Annotated in this window: 10 protein-coding genes, 2 tRNA genes, 3 rRNA genes and 3 pseudogenes; 5 read left to right on the top strand and 13 right to left on the bottom strand. The window is 63.5% G+C overall.

The genetic code is table 11. The features are described 5' to 3' along the window. The first annotated feature begins 8 nt into the window (after positions 1–8). On the top strand, positions 9–1,127 hold the full coding sequence (locus Y694_RS04410) for a DSD1 family PLP-dependent enzyme (protein WP_036230163.1): 1,119 nt from the start codon (positions 9–11) through the stop codon (positions 1,125–1,127). A gap of 22 nt (positions 1,128–1,149) precedes the next feature. On the opposite strand, the gene Y694_RS04405 is transcribed toward Y694_RS04410, so the two are convergent. From Y694_RS04405 to ptsP, 8 genes and pseudogenes are all read right to left on the bottom strand, one after another. Beyond that, positions 1,150–2,205 (bottom strand): class I SAM-dependent methyltransferase, encoded by a 1,056-nt coding sequence (locus Y694_RS04405; protein ID WP_036230162.1) that lies wholly within the window; start codon positions 2,203–2,205, stop codon positions 1,150–1,152. 263 nt (positions 2,206–2,468) lie between these two features. Further along, positions 2,469–3,536 (bottom strand): Holliday junction branch migration DNA helicase RuvB, encoded by a 1,068-nt coding sequence (ruvB, locus tag Y694_RS04400; protein WP_011827928.1) that lies wholly within the window; start codon positions 3,534–3,536, stop codon positions 2,469–2,471. Positions 3,537–3,671: 135 nt separating this feature from the next. Continuing rightward, positions 3,672–3,784: ribosomal RNA gene (gene rrf, locus Y694_RS04395) — 5S ribosomal RNA — on the bottom strand. 117 nt (positions 3,785–3,901) lie between these two features. Continuing rightward, positions 3,902–6,776: ribosomal RNA gene (locus tag Y694_RS04390) — 23S ribosomal RNA — on the bottom strand. A gap of 255 nt (positions 6,777–7,031) precedes the next feature. After that, a tRNA-Ala gene (locus Y694_RS04385) sits at positions 7,032–7,107 on the bottom strand. A gap of 11 nt (positions 7,108–7,118) precedes the next feature. Continuing rightward, positions 7,119–7,195 (bottom strand) — tRNA-Ile (locus Y694_RS04380). Between the two features lie 142 nt (positions 7,196–7,337). Beyond that, positions 7,338–8,868: ribosomal RNA gene (locus Y694_RS04375) — 16S ribosomal RNA — on the bottom strand. Together the 16S, 23S and 5S rRNA genes with 2 tRNA genes alongside form the textbook arrangement of a ribosomal RNA operon. A gap of 381 nt (positions 8,869–9,249) precedes the next feature. Continuing rightward, positions 9,250–11,027, bottom strand: a pseudogene (ptsP, locus tag Y694_RS04370) (phosphoenolpyruvate--protein phosphotransferase). A 161-nt stretch (positions 11,028–11,188) separates the two neighbouring features. Here ptsP and Y694_RS04365 point away from each other — a divergent pair. Beyond that, on the top strand, positions 11,189–12,040 hold the full coding sequence (locus tag Y694_RS04365) for a GNAT family N-acetyltransferase (RefSeq protein ID WP_036230161.1): 852 nt from the start codon (positions 11,189–11,191) through the stop codon (positions 12,038–12,040). 3 nt (positions 12,041–12,043) lie between these two features. On the opposite strand, the gene Y694_RS04360 is transcribed toward Y694_RS04365, so the two are convergent. The 3 genes from Y694_RS04360 to Y694_RS04350 all read right to left on the bottom strand — a co-directional run bounded on the left by Y694_RS04360 (position 12,044) and on the right by Y694_RS04350 (position 13,401). Next, complete coding sequence (locus Y694_RS04360; protein ID WP_011827925.1) at positions 12,044–12,313, bottom strand: HPr family phosphocarrier protein; 270 nt, start codon at positions 12,311–12,313, stop codon at positions 12,044–12,046. After that, complete coding sequence (locus Y694_RS04355; RefSeq protein WP_011827924.1) at positions 12,282–12,752, bottom strand: PTS sugar transporter subunit IIA; 471 nt, start codon at positions 12,750–12,752, stop codon at positions 12,282–12,284. The genes Y694_RS04360 and Y694_RS04355 overlap by 32 nt, the downstream gene beginning before the upstream one ends. Before the next feature lie 118 nt (positions 12,753–12,870). Beyond that, complete coding sequence (locus Y694_RS04350; RefSeq protein ID WP_011827923.1) at positions 12,871–13,401, bottom strand: hypothetical protein; 531 nt, start codon at positions 13,399–13,401, stop codon at positions 12,871–12,873. Between the two features lie 45 nt (positions 13,402–13,446). Here Y694_RS04350 and Y694_RS04345 point away from each other — a divergent pair. After that, a pseudogene (locus Y694_RS04345) lies at positions 13,447–14,711 on the top strand (CaiB/BaiF CoA transferase family protein). A 133-nt stretch (positions 14,712–14,844) separates the two neighbouring features. Further along, positions 14,845–15,936 carry a hypothetical protein gene (locus tag Y694_RS04340; protein ID WP_148210867.1) on the top strand — a complete coding sequence of 364 codons (1,092 nt, stop codon included), beginning with the start codon at positions 14,845–14,847 and terminating at the stop codon, positions 15,934–15,936. A 10-nt stretch (positions 15,937–15,946) separates the two neighbouring features. Here Y694_RS04340 and Y694_RS04335 read toward each other — a convergent pair whose 3' ends face one another. After that, on the bottom strand, positions 15,947–16,633 hold the full coding sequence (locus Y694_RS04335; RefSeq protein WP_036230160.1) for a DUF4197 domain-containing protein: 687 nt from the start codon (positions 16,631–16,633) through the stop codon (positions 15,947–15,949). Between the two features lie 11 nt (positions 16,634–16,644). On the opposite strand from Y694_RS04335, the gene Y694_RS04330 reads away from it, so the two are divergent. Then, positions 16,645–17,145, top strand: coding sequence for a TlpA disulfide reductase family protein (locus Y694_RS04330; protein ID WP_011827919.1), 501 nt, complete (start codon positions 16,645–16,647; stop codon positions 17,143–17,145). Between the two features lie 18 nt (positions 17,146–17,163). On the opposite strand, the pseudogene Y694_RS04325 reads toward Y694_RS04330, so the two are convergent. Then, positions 17,164–18,201, bottom strand: a pseudogene (locus tag Y694_RS04325) (HPP family protein); the annotation flags it as partial.

Genomic DNA, 18,201 nt, shown 5'->3' with positions numbered 1-18,201 from the left:
CTCGCCCGATGCGTCCTGCTCCCGCCCGGGTCGGTGATCCCGTTGACGCGATCGACAGCCCCGCGCTGGTGGTGGAAATCGACGCCTTCGAGCGAAATCTCGCCGCCATGGACGCCTTTGCCCGCTCGCACGGCGTGCGGCTGCGGCCCCACGCCAAGACCCACAAGTGTTCGGCGATCGCGCTGCATCAGGTCGCCCGCGGCGCGGTCGGCGTGTGCGTGCAGAAGGTCGGCGAGGCCCTGGCGCTGGCCGCCGGCGGGGTGCGCGATGTGTTCGTCAGCAACGAGGTGATCGCACCCACCAAGCTGGCGCGGCTGGCGGCGCTGCCGTCCGACGTCCAGCTGGCTATCGCGGTCGACAGCGTGGTCGGCATCGAGCGCCTGGCTGCGGCGATCCAAGCGAGCGGCCGGCAGATCGACGTCTACGTCGAGATCGACGCCGGCCAGGGCCGCTGCGGCGTGCTAGCCGCCGAGGCCGGTGCGCTGGCGCGTCAGGTCGTCGCGCACGATGGCCTGCGCTTCGCCGGCTTGCAGGCCTATCACGGCGGTGCGCAGCACCTGCGCAGCGTCGCCGAGCGGGAAACGGCGATCCGCCATGCCGTCGCGATGGCCACCGCCGCACGCGCCGCGGTCACGTCCCTCGGCATCGATTGCCCGCTGGTCACGGGCGCCGGCAGCGGCAGCTTCCTGCTCGAGGCCGCCAGCGGTGTCTACGGCGAGATCCAACCGGGCAGCTATGCGTTCATGGACGCCGATTACGCGCGCAATGCACCGTTGCCCGGGTCCCCGCGCTTCGAGCATGCCGTGTTCGTCAGGAGCCAGGTGATCGCCCGCCATGCGGCGCATGCGGTGGTCGACGCCGGCCACAAGTCGCACGCGATCGATTCCGGCCTGCCGACAGTGTGGGGCCGAAACTTCGAGTTCAGGAATGGTGGTGATGAGCACGGCCTGCTGCACCCGCGCGGCGACGAGCCGCTGCCGGCGATCGGCGACACCGTGTGGCTGGTGCCAGGCCATTGCGACCCGACCGTCAACCTGCATGAGCACCTCGTCGCCGTGCGCGGTGGCCTCGACCGAGGGGTTGTCGAGGCGGTGTGGCCGATCGATGCGCGCGGTCGGCTCGACTGAGGCACGCCGTCGACCCTGGCGGCTAGGGCCGCGCCTCGAACACCAGGTTGAACGGCGTTTCGGTCGCGCGCCGGAACTGCCGGAAGCCGCCGTCGTTGACGACCGTGCGCAGGCGTTGCTCGCCGGCCTGGGCGCCGAGCGCCAGGCCCACCTCCTGTGAACGCGAGGCGGGCGTGCAGATCATCGTCGAGGCCGAATAGAAGATGCGGCCGACCGGGTTGAGGTTGTCCTGCAGCGCATCGTGGGCGAACGGCTCCACGATCATCCAGCAGCCGCCGGGCTTCAGCGCCGCCCTGACGTGACGCGAGGCGCCGACCGGATCACCCATGTCGTGCAGGCAATCGAAGAAGGCCACGAGATCGTAGTCGCCACCGGGGAAGTCCTTGGCCGAGGCCACCTCGAAGCTCACCCGGTCGGCGACGCCCGCCTCGGCCGCCACCTGTCGCGCCCAGTCGATCGACGGTGCGTGGTAATCGAAGCCGACGAAGCGGCTCTCCGGATAGGCTTGTGCCATCAGGATCGTGGAGGCGCCGTGGCCGCAGCCCACATCAGCCACCCGCGCGCCGGACTTGAGGCAGGACTCCACCCCATCGAGGGCGGGGATCCAGTTCTTTACGAGGTTGGCCGCATAGCCCGGCCTAAAGAAGCGCTCGGTGCCCTGGAACAGCAAGGGGTCGTGCTGGTGCCAGCCGAAGCCCAGTCCGGTGCGGAACACGCCAGCCAGCTTGGGCACGGCCTTCAGTGCACCAAGCGCCACCTGGAAAGCCCCCGGCACGAAGGCCGGGCTGCCCTCGGTGGCCAGCGCGAACACCTGCTCTTCGGTCATGTGGAACTGCCGGGTGTCGGCGTCGTATTCGACATAGCCGGCCGCCGCCTGAGCGCTCAGCCATTCGCGCACATAGCGCTCGTCGGTCTGGGTTCGGCTCGCCAGGTCGGCCGGGCTCGTCGGCCCGTCGGCCAGCGCCTTGTACAGACCGAGCTGGTCGCCGAGCACCACCGTACCGGCATGCAGGGCGGCGCCGATGTCGACCACGAAGCGACCCATGAAGGCATTGAGCTTGTCCATGTCGATAGCCATGACGGACTCCTTGGTCTGGAAAGTGGCAGTGTCCGGGAGGCTCCCGGAGCGCACGAAAGAGGCATCACCTTCCTCATCGTAGCGACTGGATTCCAGATCCCCAGCGGTGTTTGCGAGCGCTGGCACGGTGCTTTGCGCCGACGACGTCCAAGCGGTCGATCGCCTGTTCATGGACATTGGCCACTTCGTCGGCAGACGAGGCGCAAGGTCTCGTTGGGGAAGGACCGCCCCTGACGGATATCGCGGGTCGGTAGAGCCTGTTGTTATGCGTCGAACAACTCGCTGCCGGAGGTCGTCGGCGGCAACACGCCAAGATGGCGGTACGCCGCCGCCGTTGCGATGCGACCGCGCGGCGTGCGCTGAAGGTAGCCTTGCTGGATCAGATAGGGTTCGATCACGTCCTCGATGGTGCCGGACTCCTCACCGATCGCCGCCGCGACATTGTCGAGGCCGACCGGTCCACCATCGAAGCGATGAATCACCGCCTCGAGCAGCTTGCGGTCCATCACATCGAAGCCCTGGGGATCGACGTCGAGCATGGCGAGCGCCTTGTCGGCGATCGCGGCATCGATGCGGCCGTCGCCCTTTACCTGTGCGTAGTCGCGCACTCGTCGAAGCAGGCGATTGGCGATGCGTGGCGTTCCTCGTGAGCGCTTGGCGATCTCCAGCCCGCCCGCCGTATCGGTCGGCACTTGCAACAGCCCCGCGGAGCGGGTGACGATGCGGGCCAACTCCTCGACCGAATAGAACTCCAGGCGCGCCACGATGCCGAAGCGATCGCGCAATGGATTCGTCAGCATTCCGGCTCGGGTCGTCGCGCCGATCAGCGTGAAGGGCTGCAACTCGAGCTTGATCGAACGGGCGGCCGGCCCCTCGCCGATCATGATGTCGATCTGATAGTCCTCCAGTGCAGGGTAGAGGATCTCCTCCACCACCGGGGACAGACGGTGGATCTCGTCGATGAACAAGACATCGTTGCGCTCGAGATTGGTCAGGATTGCCGCCAGGTCCTTGGGCTTCTCGAGCACCGGGCCCGAGGTTTGACGCAGATTGACGCCGAGTTCGGCCGCGATGATGTGCGAGAGCGTGGTCTTCCCTAGGCCAGGAGGGCCAAACAGAAGGACGTGGTCAAGCGCCTCAGACCGCTTGCGAGCGGCACCAATGAAGATCTCCAACTGCTCACGGGCCTTGGCCTGACCCACGTAGTCGGCCAGACCCTTCGGACGGAGCGCCCGCTCGATCGCCTCCTCATTGGGTGACGCCGGTGCTGTACTGACCACGCGACGTGCGGCTGGCGAGGACGAAGCGAAATCGTCAGTCTGGATGCTCATGCTGCAATTGTGCGGGACACGCCATGCCAGTGCGACGCCTCATCGAAAACAGCGCAGAGGAATCTTGACGATTCATATCGACGCCCAAAAGCAAAAACGCCCAACCATGGTGGTTGGGCGTTCTGCTTAATATTAGCCTGACAATGTCCTACTTTCACACGGGAACCCGCACTATCATCGGCGCTGAGGCGTTTCACTGTCCTGTTCGGGATGGGAAGGAGTGGGACCACCTCGCTATGGTCATCAGGCTTAACCGGACACCGCGCTGCTCACAGAGCAACACAGCCAATTCGTAGAGTCTTATCAGATTTTGATTGCGCTATCACGGCATAACAGTCGACAACTCAAATCGTCGTCAAAATTATAGGGTCAAGCCTCACGAGCAATTAGTACCGGTTAGCTTAACGCATTACTGCGCTTCCACACCCGGCCTATCAACGTCCTGGTCTCGAACGACTCTTCAGGGGGCTCAAGGCCCCGGCAGATCTCATCTTGAAACGAGTTTCCCGCTTAGATGCTTTCAGCGGTTATCTCTTCCGCACTTAGCTACTCGGCAATGCCACTGGCGTGACAACCGATACACCAGAGGTGCGTCCACTCCGGTCCTCTCGTACTAGGAGCAGGCTTCCTCAAATCTGCAGCGCCCACGGAAGATAGGGACCAAACTGTCTCACGACGTTTTAAACCCAGCTCACGTACCTCTTTAAATGGCGAACAGCCATACCCTTGGGACCGGCTACAGCCCCAGGATGAGATGAGCCGACATCGAGGTGCCAAACACCGCCGTCGATATGAACTCTTGGGCGGTATCAGCCTGTTATCCCCAGAGTACCTTTTATCCGTTGAGCGATGGCCCTTCCATACAGAACCACCGGATCACTTAGTCCTACTTTCGTACCTGCTCGACTTGTCAGTCTCGCAGTCAAGCACGCTTATGCCTATGCACTATCAGCACGATTTCCGACCGTGCCTAGCGTACCTTCGAACTCCTCCGTTACGCTTTGGGAGGAGACCGCCCCAGTCAAACTGCCCACCATGCACTGTCCCCAACCCGGATAACGGGCCAAGGTTAGAACCTCAAACACACCAGGGTGGTATTTCAACGTTGGCTCCACGACACCTAGCGGCACCGCTTCAAAGCCTCCCACCTATCCTACACAGATCTGTTCAAAGTCCAATACAAAGCTACAGTAAAGGTTCATGGGGTCTTTCCGTCTTTCCGCGGGGAGATTGCATCATCACAAACATTTCAACTTCGCTGAGTCTCTGGAGGAGACAGTGTGGCCATCGTTACGCCATTCGTGCAGGTCGGAACTTACCCGACAAGGAATTTCGCTACCTTAGGACCGTTATAGTTACGGCCGCCGTTTACTGGGACTTCAATCAAGAGCTTGCACCCCATCATTTAATCTTCCAGCACCGGGCAGGCGTCACACCCTATACGTCGACTTTCGTCTTTGCAGAGTGCTGTGTTTTTAATAAACAGTCGCAGCCACCGATTCTCTGCGGCCTCATTGGGCTCCCCCTGTACGGGATCACCTACTAAAGGCACACCTTCTTCCGAAGTTACGGTGTCAATTTGCCGAGTTCCTTCTCCAGAGTTCTCTCAAGCGCCTTAGAATACTCATCTCGCGCACCAGTGTCGGTTTGCGGTACGGTCGTGTGTAGCTGGAGCTTAGTGGCTTTTCCTGGAAGCAGGGTATCACTCACTTCAGCGGCAAGCCGCCTCGTTATCACGCCTCATCTAAGATCTCCGGATTTGCCTAGAGACCACGACTACACGCTTGAACCGGGACATCCAACACCCGGCTGAGCTAACCTTCTCCGTCCCCACATCGCACTACACATCGGTACAGGAATATTGACCTGTTTCCCATCAGCTACGCATCTCTGCCTCGCCTTAGGGGCCGACTCACTCTACGTCGATGAACGTTGCGTAGAAAACCTTGCGCTTTCGGCGAGGGGGCTTTTCACCCCCTTTAACGCTACTCATGTCAGCATTCGCACTTCCGATACCTCCAGCAGGCTTCACAACCCACCTTCACAGGCTTACGGAACGCTCTCCTACCACGTACGCTTACGCGCACATCCGCAGCTTCGGTTACTGGCTTAGCCCCGTTACATCTTCCGCGCAGGACGACTCGATCAGTGAGCTATTACGCTTTCTTTAAATGATGGCTGCTTCTAAGCCAACATCCTGACTGTTTTAGCCTTCCCACTTCGTTTCCCACTTAGCCAATATTAGGGACCTTAGCTGGCGGTCTGGGTTGTTTCCCTCTTGTGTCCGGACGTTAGCACCCGGTGCACTGTCTCCCAAGCTGTACTCATCGGTATTCGGAGTTTGCAATGGTTTGGTAAGTCGCCATGACCCCCTAGCCATAACAGTGCTCTACCCCCGATGGTAATACTTGAGGCACTACCTAAATAGTTTTCGGAGAGAACCAGCTATTTCCAAGTTTGTTTAGCCTTTCACCCCTATCCACAGCTCATCCGCTAGTTTTGCAACACTAGTCGGTTCGGACCTCCAGTGCGTGTTACCGCACCTTCATCCTGGCCATGGATAGATCACTTGGTTTCGGGTCTACACCCAGCGACTGAACGCCCTATTCGGACTCGATTTCTCTACGCCTTCCCTATTCGGTTAAGCTTGCCACTGAATGTAAGTCGCTGACCCATTATACAAAAGGTACGCAGTCACCCTTGCGGGCTCCTACTTTTTGTATGCATGCGGTTTCAGGATCTATTTCACTCCCCTCCCGGGGTTCTTTTCGCCTTTCCCTCACGGTACTAGTTCACTATCGGTCGATTACGAGTATTTAGCCTTGGAGGATGGTCCCCCCATCTTCAGACAGGATTTCTCGTGTCCCGCCCTACTTGTCGCACGCCCAGTTCCACAGCCGAATTTTTTCATACGGGGCTATCACCCGCTATGGCCAGCCTTTCCAGACTGTTCTGATAATTCGACTGCTAAAACGTGCAGGCTGGTCCGATTTCGCTCGCCACTACTTTCGGAATCTCGGTTGATGTCTATTCCTCGAGCTACTGAGATGTTTCAGTTCACCCGGTTCGCCTCGCATGACTATGTATTCATCATGCGATACCTTGCGGGTGGGTTTCCCCATTCGGAAATCTCCGGATCAAAGCTAATTTGCCAGCTCCCCGAAGCTTATCGCAGGCTATCACGTCCTTCATCGCCTGTAATCGCCAAGGCATCCACCACATGCACTTAGTCACTTGACCCTATAACTTTGACGCCTCGCTGAAGAAGCATCGTCAAGGACTGATTTGAGTATTTGCGTTATGCCGTTTCTTCAAATTCTTGCGAATTGAAGTTTGTTGACGCAATCAAAAATGTTGCCGACGGCACGGTCCGCCATGAAGCGGTTTCCGCCGACAACTCTGATTTGACTCTACGAATTGTTAAAGAACGACAGACGATCTGACGATCGCATGCGTCAGGGGCCGTAAGCCACTGACGCTTGGGATCGAATTTGATGGTGGAGGTGAACGGGATCGAACCGATGACCCCCTGCTTGCAAAGCAGGTGCTCTCCCAGCTGAGCTACACCCCCACGGAATGGATTGGTGGGTCTGGTTGGATTCGAACCAACGACCCCCGCCTTATCAAGACGGTGCTCTAACCAACTGAGCTACAGACCCATGCATTCACGAAACGCTGCGGTCCGCTCATCACGTCAACCAGGCGTTGGCCTTGCGGTTACGTCAAGCCGGTCACGTTTCAATTTCTGTCGCCAAAGACAGCCGATAAGTGTGGACGCAAGAAATTGAGTGCTATTTCCAGAAAGGAGGTGATCCAGCCGCACCTTCCGATACGGCTACCTTGTTACGACTTCACCCCAGTCACGAACCCTGCCGTGGTAATCGCCCTCCTTGCGGTTAGGCTAACTACTTCTGGCAGAACCCGCTCCCATGGTGTGACGGGCGGTGTGTACAAGACCCGGGAACGTATTCACCGCGGCAAGCTGATCCGCGATTACTAGCGATTCCGACTTCACGCAGTCGAGTTGCAGACTGCGATCCGGACTACGACCGGTTTTCTGGGATTGGCTCCCCCTCGCGGGTTGGCAGCCCTCTGTACCGGCCATTGTATGACGTGTGTAGCCCTACCCATAAGGGCCATGATGACCTGACGTCATCCCCACCTTCCTCCGGTTTGTCACCGGCAGTCTCATTAGAGTGCCCTTACGTAGCAACTAATGACAAGGGTTGCGCTCGTTGCGGGACTTAACCCAACATCTCACGACACGAGCTGACGACGGCCATGCAGCACCTGTGTTCTAGTTCTCTTTCGAGCACGAAACCATCTCTGGTAACTTCTAGACATGTCAAGGGTAGGTAAGGTTTTTCGCGTTGCATCGAATTAAACCACATCATCCACCGCTTGTGCGGGTCCCCGTCAATTCCTTTGAGTTTCAACCTTGCGGCCGTACTCCCCAGGCGGTCAACTTCACGCGTTAGCTTCGTTACTGAACAGCAAGCCGTCCAACAACCAGTTGACATCGTTTAGGGCGTGGACTACCAGGGTATCTAATCCTGTTTGCTCCCCACGCTTTCGTGCATGAGCGTCAGTGCAGGCCCAGGGGATTGCCTTCGCCATCGGTGTTCCTCCGCATATCTACGCATTTCACTGCTACACGCGGAATTCCATCCCCCTCTGCCGCACTCCAGCCTTGCAGTCACAAATGCAGTTCCCAGGTTGAGCCCGGGGATTTCACATCTGTCTTGCAAAGCCGCCTGCGCACGCTTTACGCCCAGTAATTCCGATTAACGCTTGCACCCTACGTATTACCGCGGCTGCTGGCACGTAGTTAGCCGGTGCTTATTCTTCAGGTACCGTCATTAGTTCGGGGTATTAGCCCAAACCGTTTCTTCCCTGACAAAAGCGGTTTACAACCCGAAGGCCTTCTTCCCGCACGCGGCATGGCTGGATCAGGCTTGCGCCCATTGTCCAAAATTCCCCACTGCTGCCTCCCGTAGGAGTCTGGGCCGTGTCTCAGTCCCAGTGTGGCTGGTCGTCCTCTCAGACCAGCTACGGATCGTAGCCTTGGTAGGCTTTTACCCCACCAACTAGCTAATCCGACATCGGCCGCTCCAATAGCGCGAGGTCTTGCGATCCCCCGCTTTCACCCGTAGGTCGTATGCGGTATTAATCCGGCTTTCGCCGGGCTATCCCCCACAACTGGGCACGTTCCGATGTATTACTCACCCGTTCGCCACTCGCCACCAGGATTGCTCCCGTGCTGCCGTTCGACTTGCATGTGTAAGGCATGCCGCCAGCGTTCAATCTGAGCCAGGATCAAACTCTTCAGTTCGATCTTGATAAATTACTCAAAGAATTGAAGTGAACTTCACTTGCATGAAAATTCAATTCAGTGAGCGTTTAAGGTCCTTGAGACCTCGAATCTTGCGATTACTCACAAGACTCTTGGCACTCGCCTTCAAACGCCCACGCTTATCGGCTGTCATTTGTTAAAGAGCGTCGCCTTTCGGCGTTGCTGACTTGTTGCCAGCAGAGAAGCGAGATTATGACTTGATTTTAAAACCTTGTCAACCGCTCAGCTTTTCTTATTTTCTCTTGCTTTTCACACCTTCTCTGCCGTTTCCGGCGAGGCGCTGTGTTCAGCGAAGACAGCTACTGTAGCACGAAGTTTTTCCGCCGCGCAAGGTCGTCGACGAAATTGTTGATGCAGTCTTCAAGGCCGCGGGGGCGTCGCCGCCACGCCCCCGCCGTTCCGCAGCGGCGTGAACGTCGGAGCGTCGCTCCTGGCCCCCAACAGCAGATCGCTCAGCCGCCGCGTGTCCGTGCGCAGGATCTGCTGCTTGATCGCAGCGATCTGCGACGGGTGCATGGAAAAGCTGCGCAGGCCCATGGCCAGCAGGACAGAAGTGAAGCTCGGGTCACCGGCCATCTCTCCGCACACGCTGACCGCCCTGCCGCGCGCTCTTGCTGCGCGAATGGTTCTGGCGACGAGCTCCAGCACGGCGGGGTGCCAGGGATCGTACAGGTGGGCGACGGCCTCATCGGCTCGGTCGATGGCCAGCGTGTACTGGATCAGATCATTGGTGCCGAGCGACACGAAATCGAAGGCATCGAGAAAGCGATCGATCATCAACGCCGCGGCGGGCACTTCGATCATCGCGCCCACCTGGACATCGCCGAACGCGCGCCCTGATTCCGTCAACTGCTGCTTCGCGCGCGCCAGCGCATCGAAAGTGCCGCGAATCTCGGACTCGTGCGCGAGCATCGGCACCAGCAAACGCACCTGACCATGCGCACTGGCGCGCAGGATGGCGCGCAGCTGCTGGCGGAACATGCTGGGCTCGGACAGGCTCCAGCGGATCGCGCGCAAGCCGAGCGCGGGTTGAGCGCATGCTCGTGCCGCAGTTCGTGGGCCGACATCCGGTCGAGCGGCTTGTCGGCGCCAATATCGACCGTCCGGATCGTCACCGGCAGACCTTTCATCGCATCGACCACTGCGCAGTACGCCTGGTACTGCTCATCCTCGCCGGGCAGGTCGTCGGTCCGGTTCATGAAGAGGAACTCGCTACGAAACAGCCCGACGCCGACCGCCCCGGCCTCCAGTGCCGCGGCCGCGTCGCCAGGGAGCTCGATATTGGCAAACAGCTCGACCCGCTCACCGTCCAGCGTGACGGCGGGTGTATGCCGCAGGCGCGTAAGCCGCACACGCTCCAGTTCGCTCTGCCGCTGGCGAAAGCGGTATTCCTCCAGCACGATCGACGACGGATCGACAATCACGACTCCGGCGTCACCGTCGATCACCACCCAGTCATCCTGCCGGATGATGCGGCTGGCCTCACGGGCCCCCACCACCGCCGGAATGTCGAGGCTGCGGGCGACGATGGCCGTGTGCGAGGTCTTGCCGCCGACGTCGGTGACAAAACCGGTGAAGACGCTGCGCTTGAATTGCAGCATGTCGGCCGGCGCGATGTCGTTGGCCACCAGCACCAGCGGGTCCTCGCCGGCGAAGTCGCGCGGGTTGACTCCGATCGACGGCGGTACGGCGCTGCTGTCGTGCATCAGCACACGCAACAAGCGCTCGACCACCTGTTCAAGGTCGGCCTTGCGCTCACGCAGGTAATCATTTTCCATGTCGTCGAAATGCCGCGCCAGCACTTCCAGCTGGGCCGACAGCGCCCATTCCGCGTTGTAGTGCCGCTCGTGCACCCATTGCGACGTGGCGCCGGTCAGCGCCTCGTCGTGCAGCAGCATCAGGTGCACGTCGAGCAGCGCGGACAGTTCCGCGGGCGCGTCCTCTGGCAGGTCGCGCTGGAGGCCGCCGAGCTCGGCCGCCACCGCGTCGCGCGCCTGCAGCAGCCGCGCGATCTCGCGCTCGACCTGCGCCGGCTCGATGAAGTAGTGGGCCACGTCCACGCGACTGGACGCGACCAGCACGGCGCGGCCAATGGCCACGCCGCGCGAGACCGGAATTCCGAACATCTGCAGGCTCATGAATCGATCGTAGCAGCGGCCCGTCCAGCTGCCGGCAGGGGTTACCACGGCGCACATCGACCCGGACCCTGTGCGCGTGTCATCGGCGCGTCATCGGAGCTACATCGCGTCGTCACGCGGCTGACTCAAGCTCGTCGCCATTGCCGAACAAGGAGCGAAACATGAGGGACTTGCCGCTGCCGACACTGCCGCTGCAGGAGATTCCGAGCCTGGAGCTGCGCGCGCCTCGGAGGTCACTTCGACGACCCGACAGCGAGGCCCTCCCCTCAGCCAGCCAGCGTGGACTGGACGTGGTTTGGGCGCGCGATGAGAGCGAGGTTCGCGAAGCGCAGCGTCTGAGGTACCAGATCTTCGTCGAGGAGATGGGGGCCCGCCTGTCACCGCCCGTTGGTACGCCGCCGGGACTGGACATCGACGTCTATGACACCTTCTGCGAGCACCTGCTGGTGCGCACGGTCGGCACCCGCAGTGAACCGGGCCGGGTGATCGGTACCTACCGCGTCCTGACGCCGGCGGCCGCGCAGCGCATCGGCGGGCTGTACAGCGAAACGGAGTTCGACCTCACGCGCCTGCGCCCACTGCGTAGCAAGATGGTCGAGCTGGGCCGCTCCTGCGTGCATGCCGACCACCGTTCGGGTGGCGCCATCCTCGCACTATGGGGCGCGCTGGCCGAGTTCATGGTCCGCAACGAGCTCGACACGATGATCGGCTGCGCCAGCGTCAGCATGCGCGATGGCGGCCATGTGGCGGCCAGCCTGTGGGAGCAGCTGCGCCATACCCACCTGGCACCGATCGAATGGCAGGTGCGCCCGCGACTGCCGCTGCCCGTGGACGAACTCGATCGGCGGCTCGCCGTCGAACCGCCGCCGTTGATCAAGGGCTATCTGCGCTGCGGCGCCAAGGTGCTGGGGGCACCCGCGTGGGACCCCGACTTCAACACCGCCGACCTGCCGATGCTGATGCGCATCGACGACCTGCCGCTCAAGTACCGCCGACACTTCCTCGGCAGCTGAAGCCTACTCACCCTCGCCGAACTTGTCGTTGATCAGCAGCAGCAGGGCGTCCATCGCCTCGCGCTCCTGGTCGCCGGAGGTCTCGACCTCGATCTCGGTGCCGATGCCGGCCGCCAGCATCATGACGCCCATGATGCTCTTGGCATTGACGCGCCGCTGTCCGCGACTGAGGAAGACTTCGCAAGGGTAGCTACCCGCCAGCTTCGTGAGCTTGGCCGAGGCCCGCGCGTGCAGGCCGAGCTTATTGCTGATGCTGATGCGCGTTGAAATCATCGCCGGGTCGGGCTCCCACGTTCTGTGCTTGGTTCTGCGGTCGGGCCGGCGCCACCTGCAGCACACCCTGCGTCGCGCCGGCCAGCGCGCGCGCCACGAGCATGTCAAGCGGCTGGTCCACATAGTTCATCGTGCGCCACAGCATAGGCACGTTGGCGCCGGTGACGATCTTGACGCGCACGCCATCGGCCAGCCGCTGGGCCACGTTGCACGGCGTCGCGCCGAACACATCGGTCAGGATCAGTGCCTCGCGCCTCCCCGGCACCGACAGCGAGCGCTCGAGCAGGATGCGCGCCTGCGCCTCGATCTCCTCCGGCGTCAGCTGCGGCGTCACGTCGAGCGCCTCGACCACCGACAGCGCCTCCGGAAAAGCATGTCCCGCCGCGGCCTTGAGCGCCGAAGCCAGTGGAGCGTGCGCAATGATGAACAGTCCGGCCATGTCGGGAGATTATGGGTTCAGGCCCGGACCGGCACGACAGCATCGGACAGAGTCTGGCAAGCCGCGTTTGTACATCGTGCGCAGCCACCCTGCCCCGGATCGGACCTTTCGGACCCTGTCACTTCTGAAGTTTCAGACCGTCGAAGAAAGTCTCGAGCTCCTGCGCCGACGGCTTCCCGCCCAAAGCGGCGGCATGGAACACACGCGTGCCGTGCGCGAACAGCAGCGATTGATCGGTCAGCGACGTGCCGTCCGGGAGCTTGCCGGCAAGGCTGAACCGAACCGCCTGCGCCTGCGGCGTCATGCCACCGACCTGTGCCGCCTTCACCGCCGTCTCGGTTCCGTCGAGATTGAGCCGTCGCGCCGCACGCAACTCCGCCAGCGCCGGGCCGACGAGCGCCGGGTCAGCCAGGTCGGCGGTGCTCAGGCCCCAGGTCGTTCCATCCGCGGTGCAGCCCAGAACCCGCATCTGGACCGGGCGCCCAACCAGGACCAGCTGACGGGTCCGCTGCTCCGGCTTGCAAGGCATCAACATCATCAAGCCGGCCTCGTCCGGTCGCACCTCGCGCCAGTCGAGCGAAGGCGCGCAGGCCGCCGCCAGAGCGGAGAGACCCGCCACCCAGGCACACACGACGGGTCGCAACGACATCGCCGCATTATCCGGATGCCGCGCGCACCGCATCAGAATCGCGGCATGGCCCTCGCTCCCACCCCTCTCTCACTGGCCGGCCTGCGCGTGCTGGACCTGTCGCGCGTGCTGGCCGGGCCCTGGTGCACGCAGCTGCTCGGCGACCTGGGCGCCGACGTGGTGAAGGTCGAGCGGCCCGGTAGCGGCGACGACACGCGCGGTTGGGGCCCGCCCTTCCTGCACGACCGACACGGCGCCGAAAGCAGCGAATCGGCCTATTTCCTGGGCGCGAACCGCAACAAGCGCTCGATCGCGATAGACCTCGCACACCCTGACGGCCAGGCGCTGGTGCGCGCCCTGGTACTGCAGGCCGATGTGCTGGTCGAGAACTACAAGGTCGGCGACATGGCGCGCTACGGCCTCGACTTCGTGACGCTGCACGCCCTGAACCCGCAGCTGGTCTACTGCTCGATCACCGGCTACGGCCAGACCGGCCCCTATCACGAGCGTGCCGGCTACGACTACGCGGTGCAAGGGCTGGGCGGCCTGATGAGCCTGACCGGCGAACGGGACGACCTGCCCGGCGGTGGCCCGCAAAGGTGGGCGTGGCGGTCGCCGACCTGTTCACCGGCCTGTATGCCAGCGTCGGCATCCTCGCGGCCCTGCGGCACCGCGACGCCGAGGGCTTCCGTCGCGGCGAGGGCCAGCACATCGATATGGCGCTGCTCGACACGCAGGTGGCGATGCTGGCCAACCTGGGCGCCAACTACCTCGTGAGCGGTCAGGTGCCAGGACGCGCCGGCAACGCGCACCAGAACATCGTGCCCTATCAGGTGTTCGAGGTCGCCGATGGCCACGTGATCCTGGCGATCGGCAACGATGCGCAGTTCACCCGCTTCTGCGAGGTCGCCGGGCGGCCCGAGCTGGCCGCCGATCCGCGCTTCGCGACCAACGCCGACCGGGTGCGCCATCGCGCCGCGCTGGTGCCGGTGCTCGCCGCGCTGATGCGACAGCGTCGGCGCGACGACTGGCTGGCGGCCCTGGAGGCGGCGAAGCTGCCCTGCGGACCGATCAACGCGCTCGACCAGGTGTTCGCCGACCCCCAGGTGCTGGCACGCGGCATGGTCGAGCCGGTCGACCACCCGCTGACCGACACGCTGCGACTGGTCGCCAGCCCACTCAAGCTGTCGGCCACGCCGGCGCAGACGCGCCGGCCGCCGCCCCTGCTCGACCAGCACGGCGACGACGTGCTGGTCGACTGGCTGGGCTGGGACGCGGCCGCCATCGCCGCGGCGCGCGAGCGCGGCGCGCTTGGCCCGCCACGCCCCTGAGTCAGGGGGGCAGCACGCATGAACGTCACAAAGTGCTGGGCTGCGTGAAGAAACGCTCGGACAATCGACAGCAGGAAGTGTCGGGCTTCCCGGCCGCGTGCTTCCGAGCATGGCCGCACACAACAGAACGAACATGACCGCTCGCCCCTCGCTCACCCGCGCCACCACCGAAGCCGAGCCCCTGGAGGCCTGGCGCGAGATCGTCGCGCAGATCGGGCGGGACGTGGCCGGGCCGCTGACGACGGCGCTCGAGCGCGTGATCCAGCTCACCACCACCGGCAAGATCGACCGCGAAGGCCTGCGGGTGCTGCGCGCCGAGATCGAACGCGCACGCCGCGTCGGCATGGTCGGCCAGCAGCTGTCGCGGTTCGCCTCGAAGCGGCTGCGCCAGTCCCACGAGCGGCTCGACCTCGCCCAGACGCTGCAGGCGGTGCTCACGCACCGCGCACGCGAGGTCAACGCCCGCGGCATCCAGGTACGGCAGAGCACGCGCGCCATCGAGGTGCTGGTCGATCCGGCGCTGTTGTTCAGCCTGCTCAACGCGGTGCTCGACTGGGCGGCCGAGGGCGCCCGCACGAGCATCGATTTCCGCGTCGACCAGAAGGACTGGCCGCCACACGGCCGGGTGTCCTGCAGTTTTGCCCTCGAGCCGACCGACGGCGCCACGCTCGAGTCGCTGAACTGGCATCTGGTGGGACAGATCGCTCAGTCGATGGGCCTGGCGCTGCACTGCGACACCGACGAGACCCACGTGACACTGGCGCTGGAGTTCCCGCGCACCGTCAGCGACCCCGTCGAAGGCATGAGCGCCGTCGAGCTCGATCATGGCGATGCATCGACGCTGAATTCCAAGCCACTGGCGGGCAACCAGGTGCTGGTGGTGTCGGCCCGCCGTGAAATGCGGCTGCTGGTGCGCGAGGCCATCGCCAACATGGGGCTGGTGATCGACTTTGTCGGGTCGGTCGACGAGGCGGTCGACTTTTGTCGCGAAGGCTGGCCGCATGCCATCGTGTTCGAGGCCGTGCTGCGCGGCGAGCGCCTCGACCAGCTGGCCGAGGAGATCCGCGCCGAGCTGCCCGGCTTCTCCTTCATCGAGATCGCCGAGGAGGGCAACGCCTTCGAGATCTCGGGCTTCAACGGCATGAACCACGCGCGGGTGGGCCGGGACGGTCTGCACCAGTCGCTGCCGTCCGCGCTGGTGTTCGAGCTCTCGAAGCAGTACTGAGGGTGCGCGCCTACAGCGCGCCGAACACCTTCTTCAGGATCGCGCTCCCGGTGCCCACCGGGTCCTGCCGGATCTTCTTCTCCTCCTCGCCGATCATCAGGTAGAGGCCGTCGAGCGCCTTGCCGGTCACGTACTGCTGCACGTTGGCGTCCTCCTTCTTCACCAGACCGAAGCCCGACGCCTTGGCGGCCACCGCGTTGTACTTGTTGGCGAGGTCGACCTTCTCGGTCTGCCGCGTGACGATCGGCAGGAACTTCTCACCGAGCGGCATGCGCGTCTTCTCGGCGAAGAAGTTCGTCACCGAGGTGTCGCCGCCGGTGAGTATCTTCTTGGCGTCATCGACCGACATCTGCTTGACGGCATTGCTGAGCAGTTGCTTGGACTCCGGCACGGCGGCCTCCGCGGCGCGGTTCATGGCGGTCACCAGTTCGTCGACCTTCTTGCCCTGGCCCAGGCTCTTCATCAGTTTGGCGGCGCTGTCCAGGCCCGACGGCAGCGGGATGCGAACTTTCGGATTGCCGAGGAATCCATCGGTCTTGCCGAGCAGGCTCACGGCCACTTCGGCCCCGCGCTCCAGCGCCGCCTTCAAGCCGGCGCTGGCATCGGCGTCACTGAGGGATAGCGCCCGCGCCTGCGCGGCGCAGATCCACAACGCCATGCCGGCGACGAGCTGCCCCGTAAACTCACGACGATCCATCGGACACCTCCATGAAATTGATGCGCTATGTTGCGGCCGCGGCCGCCGTCCTGGCAATCGGCATCGCCGCCACGCTGGCACTGACCGGCAAGCAGGCTGTCCCGGACGTGGCCTACACACTGCTCGACGGCTCGCAGCATCGCAGCGAACAGTGGCGCGGCAAGGTGGTGCTGGTGAACTTCTGGGCCACGAGCTGCGTGACCTGCGTGAAGGAGATGCCGGATCTTGCCGCCACCCACGAGAAGTTCAAGGCCCGCGGCTACGAAACGCTGGCCGTGGCGATGAGCTATGACCCGCCGGCCTACGTGGTCAACTTCACCGAGACCCGCAAACTGCCCTTCAGTGTGGCGATCGATCATGACGGCGCCATCGCCCGCGGCTTCGGTGACGTCCAGCTGACGCCCACCAGTGTGCTCATCAACAAGCGCGGCGAGATCGTCAAGCGCTACGTCGGCGAGCCCGATTTCGCCGAACTGCACCGCCTGCTCGACAAGCTGCTCGCCGAGGCCTGAGTCGGCGCCGCGGCGCCTTCAGCCCACACGCGACAGGGCCGACACCACGTCGGACTGCGTCAGCATGCCGACGAGTCGCGCCTCCGGCCCGACGATCGGAATGTGGTGGTGCCCTCCCTGCGCGAACAGTGGCACCAGCTCGGCCACCGGGCGGTCCTCGCTGGCGACGCGCACCTGGCGCGTCATGATCTGCCCCACCACCTCCGGCTTGTCGCTGTGCGTGGCCGGCGTACGGCGGATGAAGCTGCGCAGACGCGCCGACCAGCCTCGTGGACATCCAGGTCGGCATGGCGCAGGAAATCCGCCAGCGTCACGATGCCGACCACACGCCGCGCCCGGTCGACCACCGGCAGCGCCTTGATGCGGTGCTCGCGCAGCAGCGCCCAGGCGTCCTGCAGCTCGGTGCCGAATGACACCGTCACGACCTCGCGCGTCATGATGTCGGCGCAGAGCGTCGCACCGAAACGCCGACGGTAGGCCTCGCCCTCGGCCGCATGCAGCAGCGCGACCAGGTCGTCGCGGCTCACATCGATCACCTGGCCATAGCGCTCCAGCACCGCGTCGAGGTCGGCGTCGCTGAAGCGGTGGGTCTCGTCGCCGCCCGGCCCGGGCGGCGTCGCCAGCTGGGCGTGCGGATAGGGGCGTCGCGTCGCGCTGTTGTAGGCGGCGCCGGCCAGCACGAGCAGCACGGAATTGACGCAGGCCGGGAACCACGCAAAACCGAACGAGCCGATGCCGGCCAACGCCGTCAGCAGCGCCATCGCCCCGCCCGGCGGGTGCAGGCAGCGCAGCGCGAACATCGCGGCGATCGCCAGCCCCACCGCGATTGCGCCGGCCCACGCCGGGTCCGGGATCAGATGCGCGCAGGCGATGCCGATCAGCGCCGAGGCGGTGTTGCCGCCCACCACTGACCAAGGCTGGGCAAGCGGGCTGGCCGGTACCGCGAACACCAGCACCGCGCTGGCGCCGAGGGGTGCCACCAGCCAGGGCACGTCGGCGCCGGGCCATTGCGCAGCGACCCAGCGGCTCAGCAGGCCGGTCAGCAGCAGCCCCAGC

Source organism: Methylibium sp. T29-B (assembly GCF_000576225.1).
Classification (GTDB): Bacteria; Pseudomonadota; Gammaproteobacteria; order Burkholderiales; family Burkholderiaceae_C; genus Methylibium; species Methylibium petroleiphilum.
This window is presented reverse-complemented; position numbering and strand designations above follow the sequence as displayed.